At 62.7% G+C, this 16,967-nt stretch carries 18 protein-coding genes; 11 read left to right on the top strand and 7 right to left on the bottom strand.

The window, feature by feature from the left end; translation table 11 throughout:
• Nucleotides 1–23: 23 nt before the first annotated feature.
• The 3 genes from NCS00_RS22365 (at nucleotide 24) to NCS00_RS22355 (ending at nucleotide 3,333) form a co-directional block, all read left to right on the top strand.
• Entirely contained in the window at nucleotides 24–1,025 is a 1,002-nt protein-coding gene (locus NCS00_RS22365) for a LysR family transcriptional regulator (protein ID WP_250441009.1), read from the top strand.
• Nucleotides 1,026–1,032: 7 nt separating this feature from the next.
• Nucleotides 1,033–1,959 (top strand): LysR substrate-binding domain-containing protein, encoded by a 927-nt coding sequence (locus NCS00_RS22360; protein ID WP_250441008.1) that lies wholly within the window; start codon nucleotides 1,033–1,035, stop codon nucleotides 1,957–1,959.
• A 117-nt stretch (nucleotides 1,960–2,076) separates the two neighbouring features.
• Complete coding sequence (locus NCS00_RS22355; RefSeq protein ID WP_250436619.1) at nucleotides 2,077–3,333, top strand: aromatic ring-hydroxylating oxygenase subunit alpha; 1,257 nt, start codon at nucleotides 2,077–2,079, stop codon at nucleotides 3,331–3,333.
• A 3-nt stretch (nucleotides 3,334–3,336) separates the two neighbouring features.
• Here NCS00_RS22355 and NCS00_RS22350 read toward each other — a convergent pair whose 3' ends face one another.
• Nucleotides 3,337–4,032 carry a GntR family transcriptional regulator gene (locus tag NCS00_RS22350; protein ID WP_250441007.1) on the bottom strand — a complete coding sequence of 232 codons (696 nt, stop codon included), beginning with the start codon at nucleotides 4,030–4,032 and terminating at the stop codon, nucleotides 3,337–3,339.
• A gap of 155 nt (nucleotides 4,033–4,187) precedes the next feature.
• On the opposite strand from NCS00_RS22350, the gene NCS00_RS22345 reads away from it, so the two are divergent.
• The 4 genes from NCS00_RS22345 (at nucleotide 4,188) to NCS00_RS22330 (ending at nucleotide 10,534) form a co-directional block, all read left to right on the top strand.
• A complete protein-coding gene (locus NCS00_RS22345) occupies nucleotides 4,188–5,462 on the top strand; it encodes a glucarate dehydratase family protein (protein WP_008348230.1) in 1,275 nt (424 codons plus the stop codon).
• 41 nt (nucleotides 5,463–5,503) lie between these two features.
• A complete protein-coding gene (locus tag NCS00_RS22340; RefSeq protein WP_250441006.1) occupies nucleotides 5,504–6,820 on the top strand; it encodes an MFS transporter in 1,317 nt (438 codons plus the stop codon).
• A gap of 55 nt (nucleotides 6,821–6,875) precedes the next feature.
• Nucleotides 6,876–8,108, top strand: coding sequence for a phosphatidylserine decarboxylase family protein (locus NCS00_RS22335; RefSeq protein ID WP_250441005.1), 1,233 nt, complete (start codon nucleotides 6,876–6,878; stop codon nucleotides 8,106–8,108).
• Between the two features lie 107 nt (nucleotides 8,109–8,215).
• The gene (locus NCS00_RS22330; protein WP_175981004.1) at nucleotides 8,216–10,534 is read left to right on the top strand and encodes an FdhF/YdeP family oxidoreductase; all 2,319 of its coding nucleotides are present in this window, start codon (nucleotides 8,216–8,218) and stop codon (nucleotides 10,532–10,534) included.
• 1 nt (nucleotide 10,535) lies between these two features.
• Here NCS00_RS22330 and NCS00_RS22325 read toward each other — a convergent pair whose 3' ends face one another.
• The gene (locus NCS00_RS22325; protein WP_250441004.1) at nucleotides 10,536–11,120 is read right to left on the bottom strand and encodes a hemerythrin domain-containing protein; all 585 of its coding nucleotides are present in this window, start codon (nucleotides 11,118–11,120) and stop codon (nucleotides 10,536–10,538) included.
• A gap of 174 nt (nucleotides 11,121–11,294) precedes the next feature.
• On the opposite strand from NCS00_RS22325, the gene NCS00_RS22320 reads away from it, so the two are divergent.
• From NCS00_RS22320 to NCS00_RS22305, 4 genes are all read left to right on the top strand, one after another.
• Nucleotides 11,295–11,735, top strand: coding sequence for a DUF3597 domain-containing protein (locus NCS00_RS22320; RefSeq protein WP_034470889.1), 441 nt, complete (start codon nucleotides 11,295–11,297; stop codon nucleotides 11,733–11,735).
• Nucleotides 11,736–11,916: 181 nt separating this feature from the next.
• Nucleotides 11,917–12,462 (top strand): low affinity iron permease family protein, encoded by a 546-nt coding sequence (locus tag NCS00_RS22315; RefSeq protein ID WP_008348216.1) that lies wholly within the window; start codon nucleotides 11,917–11,919, stop codon nucleotides 12,460–12,462.
• An 81-nt stretch (nucleotides 12,463–12,543) separates the two neighbouring features.
• Complete coding sequence (locus NCS00_RS22310) at nucleotides 12,544–12,918, top strand: phage holin family protein (protein WP_008348214.1); 375 nt, start codon at nucleotides 12,544–12,546, stop codon at nucleotides 12,916–12,918.
• Nucleotides 12,915–13,220: a hypothetical protein gene (locus tag NCS00_RS22305; RefSeq protein ID WP_008348212.1), complete on the top strand. Its 306-nt coding sequence runs from the start codon at nucleotides 12,915–12,917 to the stop codon at nucleotides 13,218–13,220. The genes NCS00_RS22310 and NCS00_RS22305 overlap by 4 nt, the downstream gene beginning before the upstream one ends.
• 21 nt (nucleotides 13,221–13,241) lie before the next feature.
• On the opposite strand, the gene NCS00_RS22300 is transcribed toward NCS00_RS22305, so the two are convergent.
• From NCS00_RS22300 to NCS00_RS22280, 5 genes are all read right to left on the bottom strand, one after another.
• Nucleotides 13,242–13,421: a hypothetical protein gene (locus NCS00_RS22300; protein ID WP_175981000.1), complete on the bottom strand. Its 180-nt coding sequence runs from the start codon at nucleotides 13,419–13,421 to the stop codon at nucleotides 13,242–13,244.
• 29 nt (nucleotides 13,422–13,450) lie between these two features.
• A complete protein-coding gene (locus NCS00_RS22295; RefSeq protein WP_250441003.1) occupies nucleotides 13,451–13,993 on the bottom strand; it encodes a hemerythrin domain-containing protein in 543 nt (180 codons plus the stop codon).
• Between the two features lie 99 nt (nucleotides 13,994–14,092).
• Entirely contained in the window at nucleotides 14,093–15,109 is a 1,017-nt protein-coding gene (locus tag NCS00_RS22290) for a LacI family DNA-binding transcriptional regulator (RefSeq protein WP_250441002.1), read from the bottom strand.
• Nucleotides 15,106–16,209, bottom strand: coding sequence for a glycerol dehydrogenase (locus NCS00_RS22285; RefSeq protein WP_250441001.1), 1,104 nt, complete (start codon nucleotides 16,207–16,209; stop codon nucleotides 15,106–15,108). The genes NCS00_RS22290 and NCS00_RS22285 overlap by 4 nt, the downstream gene beginning before the upstream one ends.
• Entirely contained in the window at nucleotides 16,206–16,967 is a 762-nt protein-coding gene (locus tag NCS00_RS22280; protein ID WP_239294834.1) for an SDR family oxidoreductase, read from the bottom strand. Before NCS00_RS22280 ends, NCS00_RS22285 begins: the two co-directional genes overlap by 4 nt.

Raw genomic sequence — 16,967 nt, 5'->3', positions numbered from 1 at the left:
GCGAGCCCTCGAAGGTGAGTCACATGCAGAAGAAACAGCAGTTCGCGGACAGGCTTCTCGCCCAGATGCCGTCGCTGCGCGCGCTTCGGTGCTTCGTCACCGCGGCGCGTTACGAGAGCTTCACGCAAGCCGCCGAAGTGCTGTGCGTCACGCAGGCGGCCGTCAGCCGGCAGATCAAGGAGCTGGAGGACACGCTGGAGGTCGCGCTCTTCGAGCGCACCGGCAGGCACATCGCGCTGACCGACGCCGGCCGCATTCTCTACAACGCGTCGTATCTGTCGATCATGAACATCGCGGAGGCGGCGCAGGCGGTGCGGCGCGTCGACCGGCATGCGCTCACGCTCTGCATCTCTCATACGTTTTCGGCGCTCTGGCTCTCGTTCCGACTACCCGCGTTTCGCCAGCGTTTTCCGAACATCCGCCTGCATGTGATGGTGACCGAGCACTTCATGGAGCTCGACGATCTGATGGAGCCGGATGTCATCATCACGAAGAATCCGCCGCGCGAAGCGGAGTACGAAGTCGAGCCGCTTTTTCACGACATCGTTTATCCGGTATGTAGCGTTCCGTTTTTCGAGCGCTATTTTCATGGCCGTACGCTAAAGCCGCTCGATCTGCTCGCGCATCCGACGCTGAGCCTGTCGCTGCTCGGGCGCGCGCAGGTGTGCGAGCACGTCGACTGGCGCGTGTGGAAAAACTGGTATCAGCAAGGCGACGGTTCCGAGCGGCTCGATCAGCACGACGATTTCGAAAGCAACGACTATCGCCTGCTTGTGGCTCAGGCCGAAGCGGGCGAGGGCACCTTGCTCGGCTGGCATCACCTCGTGCATCGTCAGGTGGAGCAGAAAAAGCTGGTGCGTCCCGTCGACGATGCGCTGGTGTTCCACGATCGTCATCACTACATCATCACGCATCGCAACGCGAAAGCACGCCCGGAATACATTCAGTTTCGCCAATGGCTCGACGAGGAAATCGGCACGATGATGCACGGATGGCCGGCCGCCGAATCGAAGGCCGTTCTATGAGCGCCGCATGAAACCGGCAACCGAAAAAACGAAGGGTTATCGGCGGCTCATTCCGTCGGTGACGGCGCTAGTGGAGTTCGAGGCCGTCGCGCGGCTCGGCAGCTTCACGCTCGCGGCGCATGAACTGGGCGTTACGCAGGCCGCCGTGAGCCGGCAGGTGCGCTTTCTCGAAGAGACGCTCGGCACGCGGCTATTTCGCCGTCTGCATCGCGCGATCGAACTGACCGACGAAGGCGAGGCGCTGTATCGCGTGGTCGCGGAATCGATGCAGAAGATCGCGAGCGTGTTCGATCGCCTCGCGCGCGGGCCCGTTCAGCAGGAACTCGTGCTCGCGGCGACATCCGCGTTTTCGCATTTTCGACTGCTGCCGCGGCTTGCGTCGCTCAAGGCGTTGCAGCCCGACCTGCAGCTGCGGCTGTCGACGCAGATGTTCACGGCCGACTTGCGGCACAAGGAAATCGACGTCGCCGTGCGCTTCGGCAACGGGCTGTGGCCGGACGGCACGGCGACTTTGCTGTTCGACGAGGAGGTGTTTCCGGTCTGCGCGCCTTCATGGCTCGGAAAGCAGCCCGCGCCCGCGACGCTCGACGAACTGGCTGGCGCGGTGCTCGTCGAGTCGGATTCGACGACCGAAGGCTGGATGGGCTGGGAAGAGTGGTTCCACGCGCTCGGATGCCGGCCGATGCGCCTGAACTTCGCGCTGCGTTGCAGCCTCTATACCGATGCGATTCAGGCCGCGCGCTACGGCCAGGGCGTCGCGCTCGGATGGGGCCGGCTCGTTCAGGATTTTATCGAGAGCGGGGATCTCGTCAGGCTGGAAGTGGCATCGCTCAGGCCGACCGATTCGTACTTCGCCGTGGTGCCGCATGGCCGCGCTTTCACGCCTGCCATCGGCGGTCTGATCGAATGGCTGCGCGACGGCGCGCTCGCATAAACCAAAGTCATGCGACACCGAAAATAAAGCGCATTGACGCTATTTTTCAGCGATCCAATACTCGGAATATGGCGGGACCATTCGAAGTCCCGATACCCTGAACGTTGGAGAGCGACGATGTCCGAAGTGCAAATGAAGACGCATGGCGAACTGATCCGCAGCCGCGAGCCCGGGCATGGCTTGCCCGGCGAGCTGTTCGGACGGCAGGACGTGTTCGAGACGGACGTCGAGGTCTTCTTCCAGAAGCACTGGATGCTGGTCGGCGTGACGGCCGACGTGCCCGAGCCGGGCGATGTGTCGACCGTCGATATCGGCCGTGCTTCGATCATCATCGTTCGGGATGACGACGAGAACATCCGCACTTATCGGAACGTCTGCCGGCATCGCGGCGCGCGCCTGAAGGAACCGGGGAAATCGACCGTCGGCATGCTGGTCTGCCCGTATCACCAATGGACTTACGATCTCGACGGCAGCCTGCGCCACGCCGCGCACATGGGCAAGGATTTCGACGCGAAGTGCCGCAGTTTGTTGCCGGTGCATACGCGGATCGTCGGGACACATATTTTCGTGTGCCTCGCCGACGAGCCGCCGGCGGACATCGCGAAGCTCGAAGACACGATGGCGCCGCGCTTCGCGCCCTACGACCTCACGAACACGAAGATCGCGTTCGAATCGGAGATCATCGAAAACGGCAACTGGAAGCTCGTGATCGAGAACAATCGCGAGTGCTATCACTGCGCCGCGACGCATCCGGAACTCACTGCCTCGTTTTTGCCGGAAGATTTCGGTTTCTGTCCGGAGAATCTCAGCGAAGAATCGCTGCTCGAAATCGAAGCCTATAAAAAACGGAACGCGGCGTGTCAGGCGAGCTGGGAGAACGACGGCTTCACGAGCGCGACCGTCGAATGGCTGGACGAAGATGCGGTCACGCAATTCCGGACGCAACAACTCGTGATCGCGGGCTACGGCGAGTCGCAGACGATCAGCACGAAGGTCGCGAGCCAGAAGCTGCTCGGCAATCTGCAGCGCCGCGATCTCGGCGACACGCATCTCTGGACGCACAACTCATGGACGCACGTCATGAGCGATCATGCGGTGATTTCGTACATCATCCCGCTCGCGCCGGATAAAACGCTCGTGCGTTCGAAATGGCTCGTGCACGCGGATGCCGTCGAAGGCGTCGATTATCAGCTTCAGGATCTGACGGAAGTGTGGGTCGCGACGAACGCGCAGGACAAGCATCTCGTCGAAATCACGCACGAAGGCACGCAGGATCCGGCGTATCGGCCAGCGGTGTTCTCGCCGTTCACGGAAAGCTACGTGGAGCAGTTTTCGCGCTGGTATTCGGCGCGCCTGAGCGCGCATGGCGTTTGAACATCAGTGATCCGTGACGAAGGTCGGGTGGCGCGTGCGGATCTCGTCCACCTGACTGAGCGTGCCGGAAAGATGCTTGCGCAACGCGGCATCGGCGGCATCGGCATCGCCTTTTTCGATGGCATCGACGATTTCCGTGTGGTCGCGCACCACGGCCATCGTCTTGCCCTCGACCGGCAGATGCAGCCGCCGCAACCGGTCGATATGCCCGCTGAGTCTGCGCACGAGATCCCACAACTGCGGCACGCCCGCGGCTTCATACATCTGCCGATGAAACGCCTGATCGAGCGCTGAGAACTGCTCGACGTCCTGCGGCTCCATCCATTCCATCTGTTCCGCGATCGTCGCGCGCAGCCGCGCGATCAGCGACGCCTTATGCTCCCGCGCGAGCGTGCGCACGATTTCCAGTTCGATCGAGCGACGCAGAAAGTGCGCCTGCATCGCCGATGCCACGCTGATCTGGCTTACGACCGTCGCGTGCTGCGGAAAAATATCGACCAGTCCTTCTTCGCCGAGCTTCATCAGCGCGTCGCGCACCGGCGTCTGGCTCAGGCCGTAGCGCGTCGCGAGTTCGGTGCGCGACAGCACCGTGCCCGGTTTCAGTTCGAGCGACAGGATCATGTCGCGCAGCCGCTCGAACACCTGCGGCGCGGCATGACGAGAACGGTCCAGGCGATGCACGGAAGCGGAATTATTCATTTCGGATTGAAAGGAAGGCGACTGAAACATTAGTACTATAGCCGCGCCCATGCCCGATGAGTAAGCCGTTGGCGGGTCGGCGTTTACCCGACTGACACACTAATATATTAGTGCTTTACCATTCGGCCATTCCATTAATTTTCGGAACGCCCGACATGACCCGCGATATCGCCATCACCCAGATTCGAATCACGCCGATCGCATTCCGCGACGGTCCGTTGCTCAACGCCGCGGGCATCCACGAACCGTGGGCGTTGCGCGCGATCGTCGAACTGGAGACGAGCGACGGACGCGTCGGCATCTCGGAGACTTACGGCGACGAGCCGATGCTGCGGGTGCTCGATCAGGCGAAGGAGCTCGTCATCGGCCTGTCTCCTTTCGATCTGAATGTGATGGAAGAACGCGTGCGCGCGACGATCACCGCGACGCCCGGCGCGGTCGAATTCGAACTCGCGCCCGGCTCGCACGCCGCGAAAAACGCGCCCAAGGTCATCAGCACGCTCGAAGTGGCGATGCTCGATCTGCAAGGCCAGATCGTCGGCGCGCCGGTCGTGGACTTGCTCGGCGGCAAGGTGCGCGACGCCGTGCCCTACAGCGCGTATCTGTTTTTCAAGTACGCCGAGCACATCGACAAGCCGTATGCGCCCGATGCGTGGGGCGAGGGCATCAGCCCGGAGCAGATCGTCGCGCAGGCGCAGCGCATGATCGACCTCTACGGCTTCCAGAGCATCAAGCTGAAGGGCGGCGTGTTCGAGCCGGCGCATGAAATTGCGTGCATGCAGGCGCTCGCGAAGGCGTTCCCGGGCATGCCGCTGCGTCTCGATCCGAACGCGAACTGGACGCTCGAAACCAGCATCGAGGCCGCGCCGCAGCTCGATGAAATTCTCGAATACTACGAGGATCCGTGCCCCGGCCTCGAAGGCATGGCCGAACTGCAGAAGCACACGAAACTGCCGCTCGCGACCAACATGGTCATCACGACGATGGACGACTTCCGCCGCGGCTGCAACATGGGCTCGATCAAGGTGCTGCTTTCGGATCATCACTACTGGGGCGGCCTGCGCGCCACGCAGACACTCGCGCGCATGGCGAAGCTCTGGGGCTTCGGCATGTCGATGCATTCGAACTCGCACCTCGGCATCAGCCTCATGGCGATGACGCATGTCGCCGCGAGTGTGCCGAACCTCACCTACGCATGCGACACGCATTACCCGTGGCAGGAAGAGGAAGTCATCAAGGGCGGCCGCGTGAAGTTCGATAACGGCGCGGTGCGCGTGCCGACGACGCCCGGTCTCGGTGTCGAGCTCGATCGCGAGAAGCTCGCCGAATTGCACGAGCAGTACAAGACGTGCGGCGTGCGCAATCGCGACGACCTTTCGCAGATGCGCAAATATCAGCCGGAATTCTCAGGCAAGAATCCGCGCTTCTGAGCCATAGAACAACAACACAAGGCATTCAAGGAGACACCCTCATGAGCAGTTCCAGCGCGCTGTCGAGCGCCGTTCGCAAGATCAAGTGGCATGTGCTGCCGCTTTTCGTCGTGATGTTCATCGTCAATTACATCGACCGGGTGAACATCGGATTCGTGCGTCAGCATTTGAGCGCGGACCTCGGCATCGGCGCGGCCGCTTATGGCCTCGGCGCGGGCCTGTTCTTCGTGAGCTATGCCGTGTTCGAAGTGCCGTCGAACATGCTGATGCAGCGCTTCGGCGCGAAAGCGTGGCTCACGCGCATCATGATTACGTGGGGACTCGCGGCCGTGGGCATGGCCTTCGTGCAGGGCGAGACCTCGTTCTATGCGATGCGTCTCTTGCTCGGCGCGGCCGAAGCGGGCTTCTTTCCGGGCGTCGTGTTCTATTTCACGCAATGGCTGCCGCGCGATGAACGCGGCAAGGCGATGGCCGTCTTCCTGAGCGGTTCCGCGCTCGCTTCCGTGTTCTCCGGCCCGATCTCGGGCGGGCTGATGCTGATCGAAGGCGCGGGCCTGCGCGGCTGGCAGTGGATGTTCATCATCGAAGGCATGGCGTCGGTCGTGCTCGCCGGCTTCGTCTGGTTCTGGCTCGATTCGAAGCCGCGCGATGCAAAGTGGCTCACGCGCGCTGAGCAGGACGCGATCGTCACGGAGATCGAAGACGAGCAGCGCCGCCGCGACGCCGCGCATGTGAAGACGCCGTCGTCGTGGAGCCTGATGCGCGATCCGCAGATCCTGATCTTCTGCCTGATCTATTTCTCGGTGTCGCTGACGATCTATGGCGCGACGTTCTGGCTGCCGAGCATCATCCGCAAGATGGGGCACCTGAACGATTTCCAGGTCGGATTGTTCAACTCGATTCCGTGGCTCATTTCCATCGTCGCGATGTATCTGTTCGCAGCGCTCGCGGCGCGCTTCAAGTTTCAGCAGGCATGGGTCGCGTGCGTGTTGCTCATCGCGGCCGCCGGCATGTACGCAGCGGGCCAGGGCAGTCCGGTGCTCTCGTTCGTTGCAATCTGCTTTGCCGCTATCGGGTTCAAGGCTGCATCGTCGCTGTTCTGGCCGATTCCGCAAGGCTATCTCGATGCGCGCATCGCCGCGCCCGTGCTTGCGCTGATCAATTCGATCGGCAATCTCGGCGGCTTCGTCGCGCCGGCCACCTTCGGCTTTCTCGAGCAAAAGACGGGTTCGATTCAGGGCGGCCTGACAGGCCTCGCCGTGATGTCGATTCTCGCTGCGGGCGTCGTGTTCCTCGCTCGCATGACGCCTCGCGAAGGGCGCGACGTCGCGGCGCTGCGGCCGGGCGTGCAGAAGTAAGGGAGGCATACAAACTGCTGGCCGTCTTCGATCGGTACATCGATCGGAGACGACAATGGCGACGAATCAGCGCCACAGACTGGGCGAATGGCTCCCGCGTGAAGAGCAGGCGATCGCACGCTTTCGCGAGACATTCGCCGAGTACGCCCGGCAGCGCGCGGGCAGAACGAAACGCAACAGCGTCATCGAAGAGATGGCGGCTTTCATCCACGACGATCCGGTCGTGCGCATGGACTTCACGCGCGCGATCCGTCAGGCGCATGAAGCCGGATTCAAGCTCGGTTATGCGAGCATCGACGAATTCATCGTATTGCTCGATGCGATGCTGACGTACGCGCCGCCGTTCAGCGAATCGAGCCTGGTCCATTGCCCCATCAACGCATTGCTCGACTGGCCGATGGTCATGCCGTCGGGCTATGCGCTCTTTCACGATCCCGCATTCAACGCGCATCTGAAGCGCGTGCTGAACGTGTGGTCCGGCTTTCTCAGCGGACCGTATTCGCGCACGCATCTGAACACCGACGCGCCCGATGGCTGGTTCAGCAAAGAGGCCGATAGCAAGATCGGACTGCACCAGTTTCTCTGCGATCCGCATAAGCCGTATTGGGGCTTCGCGTCGTGGAATCATTTCTTCACGCGCGAATTCAAGCCTGGCGCGCGGCCTGTTGCAGAGCCGGATAACGCCAAGATCATCGTCAGTGCGTGCGAGGCTTCGCCCTATAACGTCCAGGACGATGTGCAACTGGAAGACTCGTTCTGGATCAAGTCGCAGCCTTATTCGCTGATGGACATGTTCACGGCGAAAGAAGCGGAACTCGCGAAGCGATTCGTCGGTGGCACGGTGTATCAGGCCTTTCTAAGCGCGTTTTTCTATCATCGCTGGCATGCGCCGGTGAGCGGCACGATCGTGAAGGCATATCTCGTCGACGGCACCTACTTCTCGGATGCCGACTCGGAAGGCGAAGATCCCGGCAGCCTCAACGATTCGCAAGGCTATATCACTGCGGTCGCGGCGCGCGCGGTCATCGTCATCGATTGCGACGATCCGGACATCGGCGAGGTTGCGTGCGTGTTCGTCGGCATGGCGGAAGTGTCGTCATGCATGATCGAGGCGTTGCCGGGCCAGCGCGTGCGCAAGGGCGAAGAGCTCGGCTACTTCCAATACGGAGGTTCCACGTATTGCCTCATCTTCAGGCCCGGCGTGATCGAAAGCTTCGAGCGCCAGAAGCCATTCGATGACGATGCGCCGCCCGTGCAGATCAACGCGCATCTTTGCACGGCGCGCTGAATTGCGGCCAGGAAACTGCGTTCGCTTAAGCAATCAGAAAGGAACGGCAATTGCTCGCGCATCAGGCAAATACATGCAGATAAACGCACAACGCGCGAGGCAAAGACATGGCCGAATCAGACAATGCCGTTCGCAAGAACGACGCTTATCCCTATTCGTCGGGCGGTTGGGGTTCGCTCAAAGCCGTCACCGGCGCGCTCGTTCACGAGAAGGTGCCGCTCAAGGCGAGCACCGTGCTCATGAAGCAGAACAAGCCCGAAGGCTTCGCGTGCGTGAGCTGTTCGTGGGCCAAGCCCGCCGATCCGCACACCTTCGAGTTCTGTGAAAGCGGCGCGAAAGCAACCGCATGGGATCTGACGGCGAAGCGCATGACGCCGCAGTTCTTCGAGCTTCATACGGTGACGCAGCTATGCGCGTGGCATGACCACGATCTCGAGGACGCGGGTCGTCTCACCGCGCCGCTGCGTTACGACGCGGCCACCGACAAGTACGTGAGCGTCTCGTGGCAGGAAGCCTTCGAGGACATCGGCCGCGAACTGCGCGCGCTCGATCCGAAAAGCGTCGTGTTCTATGCATCGGGCAGAGCATCGCTGGAAACGTCGTACATGTATCAGCTTTTCGCGCGCATGTACGGCACCAACAATCTGCCCGACAGTTCGAACATGTGCCATGAAAGCACGAGCGTCGGACTGAAGGAAGCGATCGGCGTGGGCGTCGGCACCGTCAGGCTCGAGGACTTCGAGAAGACCGACCTCATGTTCTTCCTCGGACAGAACGTCGGGACCAACAGCCCGCGCATGCTGCATCAGCTGCAGGAAGCAAGAAAGCGCGGCGTGCCGATCATCACGTTCAATCCGCTGCGCGAGCCGGGACTGCTGAAGTTCGCCAACCCGCAGTCGCCCGTCGAGATGATGACGCCCGCGCATACGCTCATCAGCACGCAATATCATCAGCTGAAAACGGGCGGCGATACCGCTGCGTTGCTCGGCATCTGCAAGGCCGTCATTCACGCCGACGACCGCGCGAAGGAAGCGAACGAACCGCGCGTGCTCGATGTCGATTTCATCGAAACGCATACCGTAGGCTTCGAAGCCTTCGCGAATTACGTGCGCGCTGCATCGTGGGACGATATCGAGCGCGTGGCGGGACTGCCGCGCGCTGACATGGAAGCCGCCGCCGACGAATACATGCGCGCGAACGCAGTGATGGCCCACTACGGCATGGGCATCACGCAGCACAGGCAGGGCGTGCAGAACGTACGCATGCTGTGCAATCTGCTCTTTCTGCGCGGCAATGTCGGCAAGCCGGGCGCGGGACCGTCGCCGGTGCGCGGGCATTCCAACGTGCAGGGGCAGCGCACGGTCGGCATCACCGAGAAGCCGGAGCTCGCGCCGCTCGACAAGCTCGCGAGCCAGTTCGGTTTCGAGCCGCCGCGCGAGAAGGGCATGAATATCGTCGAAGCGTTCGAAGCCATGCTCGATGGCAAGGTCAGCGCGGTCATCAATCTTGGCGGCAACCTCGTGCGTTCGGTGCCCGACCGCATGCGCATCGAACCGGCGTGGCGCGGTCTGAAGCTCACCGTCAATGTCGCGACAAAGCTCAATCGCAGTCATCTCGTGCATGGCGAGAAGTCGTACATTCTGCCGTGTCTGAGCCGCATCGAGATCGATACGCAAGCGAGCGGCGCGCAGGCTGTCACGATGGAAGACAGCACCGGCTGCATTCACGGTTCGCGCGGCGTCGCGGAGCCCGCGTCGCCGGATGCGCGCTCGGAGCCGTATATCGTCGCGGAACTGGCGAAGCATACGCTCGGCGAGCGATCGACCATCGACTGGGATCGCTGGCGCAACGACTATGCGCTGGTACGCGATGAAATCGCGAAGACGTATCCCGAGAGCTTTCACGACTTCAACGAAAGAATGTGGACGCCCGGCGGTTTTCCTCGCGCTCTGCCCGCGCGCGAACGCAAGTGGCAGACGAAGAGCGGCAAGGCGGAATTCTTCGTGCCGGAAACGCTCGGCGAAGACCCGGACATGCCCGAACGCGAACCCGATTCGCTGCGCCTCATGACGCTGCGCAGCGACAGTCAGTTCAACACGACGATCTATAGTCACGACGATCGCTTTCGCGGCGTCAAGGGCGATCGCATGGTGATCTTCATGTGCGAAGCCGACATGGCGCGACACGGCCTGAAGAAAGATGACCGCATCACGCTGCGCACCATTGCCGACGATGGTTTCGATCGGCGTGTGGCGGGCCTGCGCATACATCCGTATGACATACCGGAAGGATGCATCGCGGGTTATTACCCCGAGTGCAATCCGTTGCTCCCGCTATGGCATTGCGCGAAGGAAAGCAAGGTGCCGGGCGCGAAGTCGATTCCGGTGTTCATCGTCGAAGTCAACGGCGCGCCGCGCGAACACTGAATCATGCAGATCGACGGATGCGGCGCGCGGAAGCGGGCCGCAAGCAATGCGCGATCGCAAGCGCGCCAAGGGACATCACGGCGAGCGATGCGAGCGGAAACGTTCCGAACGTATTCGCCGCAATCGCAGACGGACGACTCTGTGCGACGAGTTGCATGCGGCGCTTTGTCATGCGCGCACCAAGTTCCGACAACTGCGAAGCGAGCGCGCGTTCGGCAGTGGGCAGCAAGACGGTTTCCTCATCGGCGACGTGATGCATCACTTCACGCATGAGCTGCATGAAACGCGCGTCGTAGGCGGCGTCCTGCGGACCCATCGCGCGCAGCTTCGCGATGTCTTCGCGCATCTGGTCGTGCTCGGGCTTGCTTTTGGCGAGATGCTCGTCGCCTGCCATTGCCTCGCTCAACGCGGGATAAAAGATTTCTTCCTCCAGTTGCGCGTGAATTTCAAGTGCAGTACACGCAAGCTCGACGATCGCGCGCTTTCTCCACCACGATGTCTCCGCGTGATAGCGATGAAACGCCGCCATGACATGCGTGTGATCCATGCGGATCATCGTCGTGATGGAAGGGGAACAGGAAGGCATATCCACGGTGACTCCTTGGCGGCTTTGCAGCTCTGCTGTGGTGGTGGGGAAAGACGCGTTATCGTGCTCGCTCCGGCACGACATGCGATCAGCAAGCGTTATTCCGCATCGCATGCGCGGCGGTAGCGGCACGGGACTTGCATCGTTCGTGAACTCACTTCTGAAGGAGGGGCCATGAGTATTTTTTCCAATATCCTGAACAAGATCTTCCACCACGACAGCGCACCGGCGAGCACCGGCACGGGCACGGCTGCGGGTCAGGCCGCAGCGCCGGCCGGAGGCGCTGCCGCCGCGCCGACGACGTCCACCGCCGCGTCCACGCCCGCACAACCGGCCGCACAAGCCGCCGCGCCGATGCAGGAAGTGGACGTCGAGGCCGTGCTGACGAAGATGCAGGCGAATCACGGCGAGCAGCTCAACTGGCGCACGTCGATCGTCGATCTGATGAAGCTGCTCGGTCTGGACAGCAGCCTGTCCGCGCGCAAGGAACTGGCTGCGGAACTGCACTACTCGGGCAACACGGAAGATTCCGCTGCAATGAATATCTGGCTTCATAAGCAGGTCATGCAGAAGCTCGCGGAAAACGGCGGCAAGGTGCCCGACGAACTCAAGTAAGCGACGCTTTTCATCAGACGGAAGACGCGCGCGATGGCAGGTCGAAGCGTGCGTCGTCCGCCAGACGGTCGAAACAACAAGAAAAAAACGATACGGACGACGCATTTCCGGGAAGGCACGACGCGTCCATCGAAAGGCACGGTAGCTCGAACCTTTCTTTTGCAGTATGCAGGGGAGAAACATGAACGACAGAGACCAGATTTCCGACGCGGCGCCGCTGGACACGGTGCCCAACACGTCCAGCCCGGCCTATGCGAACGCACATCCCGTCACTCGCGCGTTCGATGCTTTCGCAAGCGCAGTCACGAGATGGGCCGGCTCGCCGGTCGCGTTCGGGCTGGCGGTCATTTGCATCGTGGTCTGGCTGATATCCGGACCGCTATTCAAGTTTTCGGACGGGTGGCAACTCGTCATCAACACGGGCACGACCATCATCACGTTTCTGATGGTGTTCCTGATCCAGCAGAGCGCGAACAAGGACAGCGTGGCGATGCATCTGAAGCTCAACGAGTTGCTCGCGTCGCATCGCACGGCGAGCAATCAGCTGATCGGTATCGAAGATGCAACGGAGGAAGAACTGCGCAAGCTGGCCGCCGCTTATTTGCAACTCGCATCGGAAAAGCAGGGCGGCGAAGCTCCAGCGCGGACCGACGACGGCGCGGCCGCCGACATCGCGCGGCGTCTCGCGCGCGCTCACGCCAAGACCGCGGCCAAGCGGACACGATGAAGTTGCGTTGCGCTGGCATGCACACTGCTGTTGGTCATCGGTAACACTCCGTTTCGACAAAAACTCGCCGGAGAAGTAACGATGACAATTCAGAGAAAAATCGCCAACTGGCGCAGGGTCGGCCATTTCTGCACGAGACGCCTCGTCGACTACGGCGAGTTGATTCCGATCGAACTCGCTGAAACCAAGAAGCGCGTGCTGCATGAAGTCGTCGCGCTCGTCGCGCTCGCGATCGGCGCGCTGTTCACGCTGTCGTTCGTATCGATCGCGGTGATCGTGACGGCTGTCGGCACGCCGCATCTCGTGCTGACGGCGTGGTGCGTCGCGGCTGCGTGGCTCGCGGTTGCGGTGATCGCGGTCATCGTGATGATGTCGCGCAAGCCGGCCGAGCCGTTCCAGTTGCTGCGCAGCGAGTTGCGCCGCGACGTCGATGCCATCAAGGAGGCGACGCAATGAAGCACGCCGAAGCTCAGAGCGTCGTGCTCGCGCGCATGGCGGAATCGCGCGCGGAGCTGATCGCCGCGCATATGGCCGACGAACCGATGCGAATCGCGCGTGCGCCGCGCCGCGCACTGCCGGCGAGCGCCCGTCCCGCGCCATGGTTTCTGCGCACGCCCAATGCGGAACTCATCGCGCTCGCGCTGGTGGGTGTCGCGATTCTTGGCTTGCGTCGCACGGTGCAGACGGCGGTCGGCGCGGGATTGAGCGCGTCGACTCACCGGGCGTTCGGCGATCTGCTCAACGCGCTGCGCGAATGATCGTTCGCGGATGGATCGTGTTCAACGCCGCGCGCGCCGCTTCTTCGGCTTGCGCGGCGGCGTGAGCGCGGCCGTCAAAAGAGTCGACGCTTGCCGTTTCGCTTGCGTAGTCGCGCGGCCGCGCGTCGCCCCGATGACCGCGTTCGCACCGGAAAGCCACATGCTGAGGAAAGGGTTCTTCTTCGCCCAGGGGTTTTTCATGATTCGGCTCCGGTGCGCGCTCAAGAGCGTCAATGCAGGCGCATCGTGTTATCGCCTGCGTCCTTCGGGATTTTCGCTTCGAGCTGTTCCTTGCGCTGCATCAGCTTGCTGCCGAGCGCGTCCAGATCGGCTCCGGACTTGCGCAATTTCGGAAACAGTTCCGATTCTTCTTCTTCGATATGGTGATTCACCATTTCGGACAGCACCTTGAACGTGGCGTCGAAACCCTTGTCGGACGGCTTCAGCTGCGTGAACTTCTCGATCAGCACCTTGACGAGATAGTGCTCGACGTAAGCCTCTTCGACATCGGGCCGGTCGTCTTCGTCCAGCGCTTCCTGCGCGGCCGGGTACAACAACTCTTCTTCGATCATCGCGTGAACCGTCAGTTCTTCGCAGGCGCGGCGCACGAGCGTGGCTTTTGCGTCGAGATCGTCTTTCTCCGCTTTTTCGAACGCGTCGAACAGCTTTTGCACGGCGCGATGATCGTCGGTCAGCACCCGAATCGCGTCCTGGCTGCGGGCGGCGCCGGACGGGGCGGTGGTCGTCGGCTGGGTGGAGGGTTGGCGCGGCATCGTGAACTCCTTTTCGGAATGTGGGGTGTCACGATAACGAGCAAAGAGCGGGCCTACGACGCATCGCGGGCGATGAAACCAAAAATCGGAACGATGCGTTCAGGCCGCGGGTTTGGCCAGCGTGCCGCGTTCCACGACGGGCGCATCGAGCACGAGCTCGTTATCGCCGTCCTTGCCGTCGATCAGCGCCATGAGATGCCGCGCGGCGCGCGTGCCGATCTCCAGCGACGGAACGCGTACCGTCGTGAGCGGCGGCTGGGTGAGCCGCGCCTGTTCGATATCGTCGAAGCCCGTTACCGAAAGATCGTCGGGAACCCGAATGCCCTTCGCGCGGCATTCGTCCAGCAGACCGATTGCCTGTAGATCGGTGCCGCATATGACCACGCTGGGCCGCGCTTCGCCGTCCCACAGTTCGCGCAGCGCCTGCCTGCCGCCTTCAAAGGTGAACGGCGCTTCGACGATCCATTCGGGTCTCAGATCGAATCCCGCTTCCCTGAGCGCGGCGCGCGTGCCGGCCTGCCGTGCGCGCACGCGTTCGTTGCCGAAGGTCGAGCCGCCGCACATCGCGACATGCCGATGCCCGAATCCGACGATGCGTTTCGCCAGCCGGTAAGCCGCGTCGAAATTGGAAAAGCCCACGCAATGCGGATACTGCGTTTCATCCACCGACCACGTCAGAACATAAGGCAACGCGTACAGGCGCGTGAGTTCGAAAACTTCAGGCGGATGATCGGTGCCGACGAGCACGAGCCCGTCGACGCCGCGTTCCAGAATCGCACGGAGCAATTCGAGTTCGCGCGCCGGTTTGTATTCGTGACTCGCGATCAGCAACTGATACCCATAACCCCATAACGTCTGCTGAAGCGCCTGAATCGAATCGGCGTAAATGGGATTGTTGAGCGTGGGATAGATGGCCGCGACCGTGCGCGTCTTGCGCGAGGCAAGCGCCTGCGCCGCGCCGTTGCGCACGTAGCCGAGCTGTTCGACCGCGCGCTGCACATTGGCGAGCGTTTGCGGCTTGACCTGATCCGGCACGGACAACGCGCGCGACGCGCTGCCGAGCGAGACGCCCGCCAGCCGCGCGACATCCGCGAGCGTAGCGCGCGTGGGTTTCATGATGGGCTGCGCGCGCGTCCATAGGCATCGGCGCGGGCGATGCCTTCGATCAGCCGCGCAGCCGTCAGCGGCGGCGACATGTGCCGGCTATAGCGCGTGGCGAGCGTGGCGTTTGCGATGAGTGTTTGCTGTGCCGATGTAAGCGGGGCGTGCTGCCCCAGTTCTGCGAGCGTGAGCGGCAATCCGGTTGCGGTCATGAGCGTGGCCAACGGTTCGATCTCTTCGGGCGATGTATCTTCGACGAACAATTGTACAAGCGTGCCGAAGGCGACCAGTTCGCCGTGCATCATCGAGGCCATCGCGGGAATCGCCGTGAGTCCGCGGATCAGCGCATGCGCGAGCGACAGGCCGCCGCTCTCGAAGCCGACGCCGCTCAACAGCACGGTCGCTTCGATCACGCGTTCGACGGCATCGGTGAGTTCGCCGCGCCGGATGTCGGCGTAGGCGCGCGCGCCGTCTTCGAGCAGGATCGAGAGCGTCGCGCGCGTGAGCAGCAGCGCGCCCGGCAGCGGCGGCGTGCCGTACGAGTTCAGGCCATCGGCGCGTTGGCATTGCGCGGCTTCGTACTTCTTGCTGAGCGCATCGCCGATGCCGGCCGCGAAGAGACGCGCGGGCGCGGCGGCGATCAGCGCGGTATCGACGATCACCGCGTCCGGATTGCGCGGCAACATGTCGATGCCCGCGACGCGATGCGCGTCGTCGTACAGGATGATGAGGCGGCTCGTCGGCGCATCGCTCGAAGCGGCGGACGGCGCGATCACGATCGGCACGTTCAGCGCCCGGGCGACGCCTTTCGCCGAGTCGATCGTCTTGCCGCCGCCGATGGCCACGACGGCATCCGCGTTGAGTTCGCGCGCATCGTCGCTCAGCTTCGCGATGACCGCGGCCGTGCATTCGCCGGGAAACGTGACGATGTGCGCGTCTTCGATCGATCGCGTGACTTGCGCCGACACGCGATCGATGACCGCGCCATCGACGAGCACGAACGCGCGTCGCGCGCCGAGTTCCGCGAGCGTCGATCCGAGCGCGGACAACGCGCCCGGCCCTTGCGTGTATCGCCCCGGAAAGCCGATGGTTCTCAACGGCGCGTGCGTCGTCATGTCATCAGCCATCCGCCGGCCACGTCGATCACCTGGCCGGTGACGAACGCGGCTTCATCGGATGTGAGGAACAGGCACGTCGATGCCACTTCGTCGGGCGCGCCGAGCCGCCGCAACGGCGTTTCTTGCGCGACCTTTTCGTTGGCCTCCCGCGCGACGCCGCGAACGAGCGGCGTATCGATGCGCCCCGGCGCGATCGCGTTCACCGTGATGCCGTGCGGCCCGAGCTCCCCCGCGAGATGCCGCGTCATGCCGATCAGCGCGGCTTTCGTCGTGCTGTAATGCGCGGCGACGATGTCGAGGTACGCCTTGCCCGCCACCGACGACATCGACACGATGCGTCCGAAGCGCCGCTCCACCATGCCCGGCGCAAGAATGCGGCAGAAGTTGAAGACGCTGTTCACGTTCACGTCCATCACGCGGCGCCATTCGTCGGGCGACATCTGCCAGACGGGCATCGGCTTGCCCGCGTGTTTCGGCGAAATGCCCGCGTTGTTGACGAGCGTATCGACCGGACCGAGCGCGGCCTCGATCGCACGGCACGCGGCTTCGCACGCGGCGAAATCGCCGACGTCGGCATGGGCGAAATGCACGCGCAGGCCCGCATCGGCGAGACGTCTTGCGAGCGCCGCGCCTGTTTCTTCGTTGACATCGACGATGCCGACGGCCGCGCCATCGCGCGCATAGCGCTCGACGAGCGCCTCGCCGATGCCGCCGCTGCCACCCGTCACCAGGACCACACGCTTGTCGTGCCGCAC

The sequence above is a fragment of the Caballeronia sp. AZ1_KS37 genome, assembly GCF_023631165.1.
GTDB classification, from domain to species: domain Bacteria; phylum Pseudomonadota; class Gammaproteobacteria; order Burkholderiales; family Burkholderiaceae; genus Caballeronia; species Caballeronia zhejiangensis.
This window is presented reverse-complemented; position numbering and strand designations above follow the sequence as displayed.